This is a genomic window from Sphingomonas aerophila (assembly GCF_014199305.1).
GTDB classification, from domain to species: domain Bacteria; phylum Pseudomonadota; class Alphaproteobacteria; order Sphingomonadales; family Sphingomonadaceae; genus Sphingomonas; species Sphingomonas aerophila.
Map to the genome: position 1 here is coordinate 34820 of NZ_JACIJK010000011.1, position 11576 is coordinate 46395.

The 11576-nt window shown below is 66.9% G+C and carries 9 protein-coding genes; 4 read left to right on the plus strand and 5 right to left on the minus strand.

All coding sequences use genetic code 11. The annotated features are described in order from the left end of the window. Positions 1 to 28 precede the first annotated feature (28 nt). The 4 genes from FHS94_RS16170 (at position 29) to FHS94_RS19195 (ending at position 5354) form a co-directional block, all read left to right on the plus strand. Complete coding sequence (locus FHS94_RS16170; RefSeq protein ID WP_184059789.1) at positions 29 to 1648, plus strand: alkaline phosphatase D family protein; 1620 nt, start codon at positions 29 to 31, stop codon at positions 1646 to 1648. After that, complete coding sequence (locus tag FHS94_RS16175) at positions 1645 to 2838, plus strand: hypothetical protein (protein ID WP_221234823.1); 1194 nt, start codon at positions 1645 to 1647, stop codon at positions 2836 to 2838. The genes FHS94_RS16170 and FHS94_RS16175 overlap by 4 nt, the downstream gene beginning before the upstream one ends. A gap of 383 nt (positions 2839 to 3221) precedes the next feature. Further along, positions 3222 to 5003: a DUF885 domain-containing protein gene (locus FHS94_RS16180; RefSeq protein WP_425506195.1), complete on the plus strand. Its 1782-nt coding sequence runs from the start codon at positions 3222 to 3224 to the stop codon at positions 5001 to 5003. Between the two features lie 183 nt (positions 5004 to 5186). Next, positions 5187 to 5354, plus strand: coding sequence for a hypothetical protein (locus FHS94_RS19195; RefSeq protein WP_221234825.1), 168 nt, complete (start codon positions 5187 to 5189; stop codon positions 5352 to 5354). A gap of 106 nt (positions 5355 to 5460) precedes the next feature. On the opposite strand, the gene FHS94_RS16185 is transcribed toward FHS94_RS19195, so the two are convergent. From FHS94_RS16185 to FHS94_RS16205, 5 genes are all read right to left on the minus strand, one after another. Then, positions 5461 to 5886 carry an SRPBCC domain-containing protein gene (locus tag FHS94_RS16185; protein WP_184059793.1) on the minus strand — a complete coding sequence of 142 codons (426 nt, stop codon included), beginning with the start codon at positions 5884 to 5886 and terminating at the stop codon, positions 5461 to 5463. 214 nt (positions 5887 to 6100) lie between these two features. Further along, on the minus strand, positions 6101 to 8095 hold the full coding sequence (locus FHS94_RS16190) for an AAA family ATPase (RefSeq protein ID WP_246348674.1): 1995 nt from the start codon (positions 8093 to 8095) through the stop codon (positions 6101 to 6103). Positions 8096 to 8301: 206 nt separating this feature from the next. Further along, positions 8302 to 9315: an RNA 3'-terminal phosphate cyclase gene (rtcA, locus tag FHS94_RS16195; protein ID WP_184059795.1), complete on the minus strand. Its 1014-nt coding sequence runs from the start codon at positions 9313 to 9315 to the stop codon at positions 8302 to 8304. Then, positions 9312 to 10109 (minus strand): nucleotidyltransferase domain-containing protein, encoded by a 798-nt coding sequence (locus FHS94_RS16200; RefSeq protein ID WP_184059797.1) that lies wholly within the window; start codon positions 10107 to 10109, stop codon positions 9312 to 9314. Before FHS94_RS16200 ends, rtcA begins: the two co-directional genes overlap by 4 nt. Positions 10110 to 10133: 24 nt before the next feature. Continuing rightward, positions 10134 to 11357 (minus strand): RtcB family protein, encoded by a 1224-nt coding sequence (locus tag FHS94_RS16205; protein WP_184059799.1) that lies wholly within the window; start codon positions 11355 to 11357, stop codon positions 10134 to 10136. Between the last annotated feature and the right edge of the window lie 219 nt (positions 11358 to 11576).

An 11576-nucleotide genomic window follows, 5' to 3' on the forward strand; every position in this document is an offset into this window, starting at 1 on the left:
CCATGCCTCCCCTTCAGGAGTACCGTTCATGTTGACCATCGACCGCCGCAGCCTGGTAACCGGCGCAGCGTTGGGGCTCGGCGCTCTCGCCCTGGCGCCCGGGCACGCGCTTTCTGCGGACCTTCTTGGGGCAACCGGCTTCACCCACGCTGTAGCGAGCGGTGAGCCAGGTCCGGACTCCATGCTGTTGTGGACGCGCTTCGTGCCGAGTGCTGCCACCGGTGCGGTGCGGCTCGATGCAGAGCTGGCGCTGGATCGCGACTTCACCCGCGTCATCGCGGGCGGCAGCGTGCGCACCGGACCCTACCGGGACTGGACCGCCAAGCTGACCGTAGATGGGCTGCAGCCTGGGACGACCTACTGGTATCGGTTCGTCGCCCCGGACGGGAGCAGATCGCCGGTCGGCCGCACGAAGACCCTGCCGGTCGGGCCGGTGAGCCGCTTCGGCCTTGCCGTGTTCTCCTGCTCCAATCTGCCCGCTGGCTGGTTCAATGCCTATGCGCATGCGGCGGTGCAGACAGACCTGGACCTCTGGATGCATGTCGGCGACTACTTCTACGAATATGGCGCCGACTACGGACAACTGATGGCCGGCCGGGCGCTAGAGCCCGCGGGCGAGATCCTGGCCCTCGCCGATTACCGGATGCGCTACGCATGCTATCGCGCAGACCCCGACCTTCAGCGGCTCCACCAGGCCGCGCCGATGGTGGCGTTCTGGGATGATCACGAGTCAGCCAACGACAGCTGGGAAGGCGGCGCCCAGAACCATCAGCCTGCGGCAGAGGGTGACTGGTCCGTCCGTCGCGCTGCTGCGATCCAGGCATACCGCGAGTGGATGCCCGTCTCTGACGAGCCATGGAAGGCCTACACGATCGGAACGCTCGCCACGCTGTACCGGACCGAGTCTCGTCTGCTGGCGCGCACCAGGCAGGCGGACATCGACGCCACCTTCCGTGCCGCGGATCCAGATGCCGCCTTACGCGCATTTCGCGATGGCGCCTGGCAGGATCCATCGGCGACCATGCTCGGCTCGGCGCAGGAGAGCTGGCTGGCGCACTCGTTTGCAGCCAACGCGAAGTCGACCAGCTGGCAGCTCCTCGGCATGGGCACGATCCTCGGCCGTACAGTGATGCCCTCGGACGCGCTGGACTGGCTGAGACCCGATCTCAGCGCCAACAAGGTGAAGAGCTTCCGCAACGATATACGAGCTGCAAAGCAGGGCGTGCCGATGTGGATGGACCGCTGGGACGGCTACCCGGCGGCTCGTTCGCGGCTTCTGCGAGCAGCGCAGAAGGCGGATGCTGACCTGGTCATGCTTTCCGGCGACAGCCACAACGCCTGGGCTTACGAACTGTCTGAGGGTGGCAATCGCGCAGGGGTCGAGTTCGCAGGCCACAGTGTCACGTCCGGCGGCATGGAGGGCAGCTGCGCTGCAGATCCGAAGGTGGTCGCTCGCGGGTTCGTCGGTGCCAATCCCGAGCTGAAATGGGCCGACACCAGCCAGCGCGGCTACATGATGATGGACGTCAGGCCAGCCAGCGTCACGGGCGAGTGGCGGTTCCTGCGCACGATTGCGATGCGCGACGACAAGCTGTCCGGCAATCACCGCATGACCGTGCAGGCGAAGCGCAAGGCCTTCGCCGCGTGACAACGCTTGCGCACCGGTCACAAGGGCGTGGCTTGTTGATCCGCCTAGGCATCGTCGCAATCGCGCTGGCAGCGCCGGGCGCATTCGGCACAGTTTACGGCGCGAAGCCGATGCGCAGCGTACCAGTTCGGCAGGTCAGCGGTCCGTGGGATTCAGGTCACGTCCAAGGTATTGCAGTCGACCAGCGTGGCGGCTTCATCTACTACTCCTTCACCAACCTGCTGGTGAAGGTCGACTTCGATGGCCGGCTGGTTGGGACCCTGCTCGGCTGGTCGGGGCATCTGGGCGACCTCGACTTCAACCCTGCCGACGGAAAGGTCTACGGGTCGCTCGAGTACAAGCGGACCGACGGCTTCTACGTTGCGGTTATTGACGTCGCCCGGCTGAACAGTGTTGGCATGGACGCCCGCCGCGCAGATCTCTTCCGGACGGTCTACCTGCCCGAAGTCGCCAAGGATTATTCCGCCGATCTCGACCAGGATGGCAAGGTGGAGTACGATCCGAGCTCGCCGGACCACCGGTACGGCTGCTCAGGTATCGACGGAGTGGCCTTCGGGCCGGAGTTCGGGCGTGTCGGCGGCAAGCAGTATCTCACGGTGGCTTACGGCATCTATGGGAACGACCAGCGTACCGACAACGACAACCAGGTCCTGCTCCAGTATGATGTGTCCGACTGGGGCCGCTACGCAAGGCCACTGCTGGAAGCGGCGCCACATCGAAGCGGGCCCGCAAACCCGCACGGCAAGTACTTCGTTCGCACTGGGAACACCCGCTTTGGCGTGCAGAACCTGTCCTACGACACGACGCTGCGTCGTTGGTTCCTGGGAGTGTATCAGGGCCACAAGCCGAACTGGCCCAATTACCTGCTCTTCGCTGTGGACGCGCAAGCAACTCCCAAGATGGGTGTACTGACCGGGGTGGCCGATCCGAGCGGGAGCGGCCTTGAGCGAGGTCTCTTCCTGCCGCTCGCGGGCGGTGGCATGCGGGATCCGAAGACCGGCGTGAAAGGCTGGATGCAGAGGGCGAATGTTGGGTTCCAGCCGCTCGGTGACGGCCGCTACTACATTGCGTCGAATACCGGAGCCAAGGGCTTCCAGAGCGCCTCGCTGCAACTCATGCGGTGGACGGGCGAAACAACCAAGCCACTTGCGCCTGCGTTCGAGAGGCAGTCAGACTCGCCGACCGGCTAACACAGACCCAATGTCGGTCACTCAGGTGCAATCAGTCGTTTCCCGATCGCGGTCACTCGTTCATCGTTTCGGATGGCACCCGCAACAACGCGGGCGCGTTCAGGACCCAGGCGCCGCCGCCAGCGCTGGCCAACGATGTTAAGGCGAGAAAGTCCTCACCAGACGAGCACGTCTAAGAGAGTCTTGCCGAACCGATAGGCCATCCCAGGCTGCCATCCTATAGCGTCCGCGAGAGCCAGCGCCGGGCTGAGAGACCCGGAACACTGTAGCTTGGCCGCAAGCTGCCGGCCATGTTGGATGGCGCTCGCTTGCCCCGACCGAACGGCTCGGTACGGTGCGGCTCGGACCGGAGAACCAACTTGCTGAACCGTCGTGCATTCATCGTGAGCTCCGGTGCTGTTTTAACGCTTCCTGCCCGGCTGAGCGCCGCTGCCGGCAGTGCGGATGCAGCGCTAACGGCTGCGCTCGACTCCTTCGTGGCCGCAACGCTCGATGACAGCCCGACAACGGTAACCTCGCTAGGCTTGGACGTCGGTGCTCGGAGCGCAGCCAAGAGCCGATTGGACGACGGGGCGCTCGCGGCCGTGGCGCGGCGCAAGGCGACAACAACAGCGCAGTTGGCACGCCTGCGCACCATAGACCGGACCGCTCTCAGCCCGGCTCGTGCGCTCGACTATGACGCTGCCCTATACGACCTCGCAGCGACTGACGCTGCCAACCGGCGCTTCAGCTACGGCGGCACCGGCGCGGGCAGCCCATATGTCCTAAGCCAGCTCAATGGCGCCTACGCCTCCGTGCCGGACTTCCTCGACAGCCAGCATACGATCGAGACAAGTGCGGACGCTGAGGCCTACCTCGCGCGCCTGGACGGCCTGGCTAGTCTCATGGACCAGGAGGTCGAGCGCGTCCGCCACGACGGCTCGCTCGGCGTCGTACCGCCCGATTTCGCGATCGACGGCGCGCTTGCCCAGATGAAGGTGCTGCGCCAGCCCGCGGCCAAGTCCAGCCTGGTCACCTCACTCGTCTCCCGGACTGCCACGAAGCGAATTTCGGGGGACTGGCAGGCGCGGGCGGTCGCGGTCTACGAGAAGCGCTTCCTGCCCGCGCTCGACCGTCAGATGGCGCTGCTCGCGTCTCTGCGACCAAAGGCCGTGCACGATGCCGGCGTCTGGCGACTGCCCGACGGCGATGCATATTACGCGGCCAGTCTGCGGGCGCAGACCACCACAGACCTCTCGCCCGACGAGGTGCACCGCATGGGTCTCGACGTCACGCGCGAGCTCTCCGCGCGGGCGGACGTGCTGTTCCGTCGGCTTGGCATGAGCCAGGGTACGGTGGCCGAGCGCTACGCCGTCCTGTTCAAGGATCCCAAGTACCTCTACCCGAACACGGATGCGGGCAAGGCCAAGGAGATCGCCGACCTGAACGCGCTGGTGCAGGCCATGCAGAAGAGGCTGCCCTCCCAATTCGCGACCCTGCCCAGAACGCCGCTGGAGATCCGCCGCATTTCCCCCGCGACCGAGGCCGGTGCGTCGACCCACTACACCGAGGGCAGTCTCGACGGCACGCGAGCGGGCATCTACTGGCTCAACCTGCGCGACACGGCGGAGGCGCCGTTCTGGGACATGCCGACGACGACGTTCCACGAGGGCATCCCGGGACATCATTTGCAGATCACGCTGCAACGCGAGTCCGATCTTCCTATGTACCGCAAGATGCTGTTCTTCGGGGCCTATGTCGAAGGCTGGGCCTTATACGCCGAGCAGCTCGCCGACGAGATGGGCTTCTACAAGGACCAGCCCGCGTGGGAGCTCGGCTACATACACGACGCGCTGCTTCGCTCGGGGCGCCTCGTGGTTGACACGGGCATCCACTCGAAGCGCTGGAGCCGGGAGAAGGCGGTAAAGACGTTGTCAGGCATCGATGGCGACCCGATCTCGCTTTCCGGCCAGGAGATCGAGCGCTACGCGGTGAGCCCCGGCCAGGCATGCAGCTACATGGTCGGCAAGGTCACCATCCTGCGGCTGCGCGACAAGGCGAAGACGGCCCTGGGCTCACGCTTCAGTCCGGGACGCTTCCACGACGCCCTGCTGCTCGGCGGACCTCTACCGCTGCTCGTGCTCGAGCGCCGCGTGGACGAGTACATCGCGTCCGCCCAGGCGTGATCCGCCCAAATTAAGACGCGATGACTCATCTGACCGCCAGTACGTCCAGCGCTCGGGTCGACAGACGAAACGACGTGGCCGAGGCGAACACGCGCGAGCGCGGCTACTCTCATGTCGTCTCGTCGGCCACTCGCCTCGCTCGAACCGCTTGCAGTGAAGATCTGATCCGAGCGAGATGACGCCATGACGGGTCAGCAGCACGAGATCATCACCGGCGTTGTTCACCGGGCGCCGGAATGGATGCGGCACGATCTATTGTCGAAGGAGCCAGGCGCGCGCGAGCGGGCGGAAGAGGCACTCGCTGCGATGATCTCGGCAGCTCTTCGGTCCGCTACTGAAGGCGAGAGATAATCAGATCGCGCAACGGGAGCATCCGCCGCGGTAGATCAGGACCTCTTCGTAATGCTGGTCCTGAGACCCACGTTTTGCGGCCGGTCGCGGAAAAGCGCAGGTAGTCTCAGCTCGCCGCCACCTGCTCCGCGCGCTTGCGGTAATTTGACAAGATTGCCTGCCATCCGTCACGCTGCATATCAATCGAGTTCTCGGCCTCAGCGTCAAAGGTCGTTTCGACCAGCGTTTCAGTACCCGACGACTGGAACGTCGTCCGACTCTGGCGACCGTCGCCCAGCAGAAGCGTCAGAGCGCGAGGCGCCTCAACCTCGGTGTAGGTACCCTCGAAGTCAAAGCCGAAGCTCCCGTCCTTTGCCTCCATCCGCGCTTGGTGCAGGCCGCCGACCCGAAGGTCTGTCCTCGCCGCTGGGCAGTGCCAGTCGTCGACGGCGAAGTTCCACTGGGTGATTTCACTTGGGTCCGTGTAGACCTGCCAGGCACGTTCGATTGGCAGCGGTACCGTTGTGGCAACAGTGATCTTCTCAGAGGGCATGCAACTCTCCCAAGCTGGATCGACCACATAACATGCTGACCGAACTGCAACCAACTGGTCCATGTATGTTGGCGCCTGATCCCAGCCAACATCGAGGTCGCGAGAGACCCAGAGTCGGACGTCCAGACGCGTTGGAGCGGCACCCGACACCAGACACTCGTTCAGACTCGGCAATCACGCCCAAGCTACACCCTCGAGATCACCGGATCATCGGTTAAAACCCGATCTTGACCGACGAGGATGGCTTCGCGGCCGCCTCAAGCCGCAAGCGTCCTACCAGATCCTCCGCACCTCGAGCCGGCGCAAAGCGGAGCTGGCGGGCTACTATAGCGAAGTCGCCGGGGGTGAGGCCGTCGACTTCCGCCAACGCTGCCGGAGCTAATGTCCCGAAGAACCGCTCGAACGCGCGCGCCGCCCGCTCCCGACCGAGTGGCGCGAGGCGCAGCTTGAACACGAAGCGACGCAGCGTTGCAGGATCGAGCCGGTGTTCGTGGTTGGTCGCCGCAATCACAGGTAGTGGGTGGCGGTCGAGCCAAGTCAGCAGCTCGTTGACCTGCCCGACCTCCCAGCTCGTCCGCGCTGTGGTGCGGTCGAATAGAAGCGAATCCGCCTCGTCAAACAGCAGCACCGCCTCGCGCCGGCGTGCCTCGGCGAAGGCGTCGGCGATCTGCGCCTCGGTCTCGCCGACCCATTTGGACAGCAGGTCAGACGCGCGCTTGACGAGCAGCGGGCGATCGACGGCGCGGGCGAGGTGGTGTGCGAAGGCGGTCTTGCCTGTCCCGGGCGGGCCGGTGAGGAGCAGCGACACGTCAGCCGCGTTGGCCATGCCTGCGATCAGGCGGTCCAACGCAAGATCTGTCTCGAACAGGTCGAGGTCGAAAGCAGGCGCACCGGGCGCCGGCATCGCGCCGCCCCGGAGCGCGCGAACAAGTGCCTCCGCCGCCCGCGTGCCGCCATCCGCCTCGCCCGCCAGCCGACCCGCACGCGCGGCGACGCGGAGCACCGTCGCGGTCTCGGGCGCGGCGTCGAGCAGGGTGCCGAACTGCGCGCCCGGGGTCACCCGCTCGTCCGCCGCGACCCGCTCCAGCATCGCCTGCGCCGCGCGGCGCGACGGCAGATCGAGCTCGAGGACGAAGCTCATCCGCCGGAGGATGGCACCGTCGATGTTGCCGAGCGCGTTAGTGGTCCAGATCACCGGCACGGGGTTCGCTTCGAGCAGCCGGTTGACGAACACTTTGCTGCCCTCGCGCTTGGCGAACCAATCGCCGCCCGAGGGGCGTGCGTCGCCAATCAGGTCCTCCATCTCGTCGAACAGCAGAACCGCGCCCTTGCGGCCCGCGAGCAGGCGCTGCACCAGGCCGAGTGCCGCGACCCGCTCCCAGCGGTTCGGCTCCTCGCCGTCCTCGTCCGCCTCGCCGACTGCATGAAGCGCGGCGCCGGCAGCCGCGGCGAGCGTGCGGGCGAGCTCGGTCTTGCCGGTGCCGGGCGGCCCGTGGATCAGGATGTTGATGCCTGCCGCACCCTCGGCGAGCGCGCCGGCAAGGAGGCGGACGAGAAAGTCGGCGTTCGCGACATGCGCGAAGTCGGCCAGCGCCAGCGTCGCCGGCTGGCGCTGACCGACGAGCGCGTCGAGCATCGCCTCGCCGCCGACCGGCGCGCGGTCGAGCAGCCGCTCCAGCGTCCAGCAGATGCTGACCTCGACCTCGCCCTGCCGGTTGGCCACGAAGCTCGAAAGGTCAAGCCGCACGGGCACGCTGCGCCGGACCGCTCGGTCCGCCTCCTCCGGCACCGCGCCGGCGATTTCGCCCAGCAGCAGCGGCAGGTCATACCCGTGGCGGCTTGCCAATCGCCCGAGCGCGCCGACGCGCGGGAGACGGTCGCACGCGACCATCAGCCGCAGCAGCGCGGCATCGAACGGCGCCAGCGCCAGCAGCTCAGCCAGCGCCTCCGCCAGTTCCAGCACCTGCGGCCGGGCCGTCGGCGCGCGCGGCTCCGCCACCCGGGTCAGCAACGCATCCCAGGTCAGTTCGTCTTCGCAGGCAGGCACAAGCCACTCGGCATGCGGCTGCGCCCACTCCAGCACCGCTTTGGCCAGCGGCGCCGTCGCGGGCACGCCGCCCGCCACCCGGAGCAGCATGCTCCGGACGATCGCATATTCGTCCATGATGATCCCACAATCGTAGAGGACGCGCGGCCGCAGCACGCGCATCCTGGTCTCGTCAGTTCTGTGTCGAGGTGCGGCGCCGGTGAGTCCCGGCCAGCCGCTGCGTCGTGGGACGTCTTACGCGAAGGGTCGGCAGTCACCGGACCGATCACCGCGATATGCGGTCAGGTCCAGCAATGCAGTCACTCCTTGAGCGTTCAAACATAAGGGCGAACGGCGCTGCCGATAGCAGACAATCGTTACGGTCGCAATCAGGCGACCGTAACCAGGTGCTCGCCTCCCTCTTGCTGCACGAAGCTTGTCCGCTTGCCCGTGAAGCGCTCGATCACCGCCGCTGCGGTACGGGCATGCTCGCTCGGCTTCACAGTCGTGAACGCGCCGCCGCCCGCGACCGCCATCGGCAGCAGCAGCTGATCGGCGAGATACGGCCCGGCAAAGGCGTCGCAAGCGAGATAGCCGCGCATTCGCGCGCACGCCTGACGCGCAAGGCTCTCGGCCGTCACGCCGAGCCGGCCGAAGCCGCTAACGACCTCCGTCGCCTGCTCGAAGCGGGCCTCGAGCAGCAGGATGTTGCCGGGACCTTGGTCTTCGGGCAGCTCGCGGACGTAGCTCTCCCGCTCCGACCAGCCGAGGTCCTTACGGACGACGGCGATCTCCCGCTCGGCGATGGAGAACGGGAGCCCGGCGAACAAAGCGCACGCGCTCACCCCCAGCGCCGCGCCTCGCGCCAAGCCCTCGATCTGCCGTAGGGGCGCGGGCTCGATTTCCACTTCGATCCGGCCGGCTCCGCGCGGGTAGAAGCCATGGCGCACCAGCTTTGCATCGACCCGCGGCCCCATCCGGTTGGTGATGGGCAGGAAGACGCGGTCGATGAAGTCGAACGGCGGCGCACCGAAGTTGTGCGTGCCGCCCTCCAGCATAAGCCGCGAAGGTGCGCCCGCCAGCAGCAGCGGCATCAGCACCGTCTGGAGCACGAGCCCTGTCGAGCCCGCGGTGCCGACCGCGAACCGGTACTCGCCGGGCGTGACCCGCCCCGGCCGGAAGGTAACCTCGGACGAGCCCACCGTCAGCCCCTCGCACTCGCCCCCGCCGATCGCGCACGCCGCCTCGATCGCGGTTACGTGCTGGCGCATCAGCCCCGGCTTCGACCGGCGCGCGCGGACGTCCGTGATCCGCACCGCCTCGCCCGTGACGAGCGACAGCGCGCACGCGTTGCGCACCACCTGTCCTCCGCCCTCGCCTTCCGATCCGTCGATCGTGATCATGTGTTCACCAGTTCCAGAAACAGCCCTTCGGCCTCTGCCTGAAGCTGGGGGTCGGGCGTCGTTGCCCGAACCTCAGCTGCACGCGCGAGCTCGTCGCGGATGAGCGCATCGAGGTCCGGTAGCCGCGTCCCGTTCGCGCGCTCGTTGGTCCGCCGCTTGGCCTCGACCAGATCATCGATCTGCGTCGCGAGCGATTGCGGCAACTCAACAGCAGCGATCAAAGCCTGCAGGTTCATCGGCGGGCGCTCGCCCGGTCGCTCGCGCAGATAGCGGATCGCCAGTGCCGGGCGCAGCGCGTAGAAGTACTTCTTCACTGGCACGGCATCGTCGCCCGCCAGCCAGCGATCTGCGGCGTTGCGGCCGAGGCCGGCATAGTGTTGCGCCAGCGCACGCGGATCGAGCACCGCATCGGCCAGCCCCGCCAGCTGGGCCACGACCGCGTGGTCGGGCCGGTAGCGGATCGGAGAACCGATCCACTCGCTGACCACCGCGTTCGACTTGAGCAGCAGCCCGAGAGCCTTGCGGATGTCCCAGCCGTTCAGGTCGATCTCGTCCTCGATCGGCGTCTCGATCACGTCGCGACCGGGCGTGAGCGACAGATACCAGTCGCGCCGCCGCACGTAGACGAAGCGGACATCATAGTCGCTGTCGGGCGACGGGAAGCCCCAGGCGCGCGAACCGGATTCGACCGCCAGCAACAGGCGCACGTCGTGCTCCTCCTCGATCGCGGTCAGCCGCACGTCGATCTCCTGACGGATCGCGGGCGCGATCGCGTCCTCCTGCACCGTATCCATGGAACCCCCTTGGGGTGGTGTACGTCAGCCCTTGACGCACACCACCTGCTTCAGCGTGTGGACGATCTCGACCAGGTCGGCCTGCGCCGCCATCACCGCCTCGATCGGCTTGTAGGCCTTGGGCGTTTCGTCGATCACGCCCTCGTCCTTGCGGCATTCGACACCCGCGGTGTCGGCGATGTGCTCGTCGAGCGTCACCAGCTTCTTCGCCTGGGTCCGGCTCATAACCCGGCCGGCGCCGTGCGAGCAGCTGTCGAAGCTCTCCGGGTTGCCCAGCCCCCGCACGATGAACGACTTGGCGCCCATCGAGCCCGGGATGATCCCCATCACGCCCTTGGCCGCACGCACCGCGCCCTTGCGGGTCACGAGCACGTTCTCGCCGAAGTGGTTCTCGCGCGTGACGTAGTTGTGGTGGCAGTTCACCGCCTCCAGCTCCGCCTCGAACGGCTTGGCGATCGCACCCCGCAGCGCGGCGATGACGTTGGTCATCATGGTCCGCCGGTTCAGCGCCGCATAGTCCTGCGCCCAGCCGACCGCCTCGACATAGTCGTCGAAATGATCGGTGCCTTCCGGGAAATAGGCGAGGTCCTCGTCGGGCAGGTTCACGAACCAGCGGCGCATGTCCTGCTTCGCCAGCTCGATGAAGAAGCTGCCGATCGCGTTGCCGACGCCGCGCGAGCCTGAGTGCAGCATCACCCACACGGCTCCGTGTTCGTCGAGGCACAGCTCGATGAAGTGGTTGCCGGTGCCTAGAGTGCCGAGGTGGACCATGTTGTTGGTCTTCGCCAGCTTCGGGTACTTGTCGGTGATAAGCTGGAAGCGCGCGGCCAGCGTAGCCCAGGCCTCCACGATCGCAGGCGGGGGCGAACCCCAGGATCCCGGATCGCGCTTGCCCTGCTTCACGTCGCGGCCGTGCGGGACGGCGCGCTCGATCGCCGAGCGGACCCCCTCTAGATTGTCCGGAAGGTCGCTCGCCATCAGCGAGGTGCGCGCCGCCATCATTCCGCAGCCGATGTCCACCCCGACCGCGGCCGGGATGATCGCGCCCTTGGTCGGGATCACCGAGCCTACGGTGGCGCCGATGCCGACATGGACGTCGGGCATGGCGGCGACATGCTTGAACACGAACGGCATCTGCGCCGCCCGCGCGAGCTGATCGCGCGCCTTGTCGTCGACCGGCACGCCGCGCGTCCAGCTCTTGATCGGCACGCCGCCCTCGACGGGCTGGAACTCGTAGGTCGTCGTCATGGTCTTGGGTCCTTGTATCCGGTCGTGGCGACGATTGGGTGCGAGACAGCCTGATGCTCTAACCGCTGAGCTACGGGGCCGAAGCCCCGGCCGGAGTCGAACCGGCGACCCTCAAGGTCCGATGTAGTCCCGCGGGCATTCGCCACGCTTGTTGTTCGTTCGTTGCCGACGACGAGGTTCGGCGAGACCGCGTTTTCTGAGCTATCCGGCGAACCGGAG

What these genes read in the sequence shown, in the direction of transcription:
- FHS94_RS16185 (WP_184059793.1), bottom strand. Translation starts at nt 5,886, where the DNA reads ATGCCCTCTGAGAAGATCACTGTTGCCACAACGGTACCGCTGCCAATC.
- FHS94_RS16190 (WP_246348674.1), bottom strand. Translation starts at nt 8,095, where the DNA reads ATGCGCGTGCTGCGGCCGCGCGTCCTCTACGATTGTGGGATCATCATG.
- rtcA (WP_184059795.1), bottom strand. Translation starts at nt 9,315, where the DNA reads ATGATCACGATCGACGGATCGGAAGGCGAGGGCGGAGGACAGGTGGTG.
- FHS94_RS19195 (WP_221234825.1), top strand. Translation starts at nt 5,187, where the DNA reads ATGACGGGTCAGCAGCACGAGATCATCACCGGCGTTGTTCACCGGGCG.
- FHS94_RS16205 (WP_184059799.1), bottom strand. Translation starts at nt 11,357, where the DNA reads ATGACGACGACCTACGAGTTCCAGCCCGTCGAGGGCGGCGTGCCGATC.
- FHS94_RS16200 (WP_184059797.1), bottom strand. Translation starts at nt 10,109, where the DNA reads ATGGATACGGTGCAGGAGGACGCGATCGCGCCCGCGATCCGTCAGGAG.
- FHS94_RS16170 (WP_184059789.1), top strand. Translation starts at nt 29, where the DNA reads ATGTTGACCATCGACCGCCGCAGCCTGGTAACCGGCGCAGCGTTGGGG.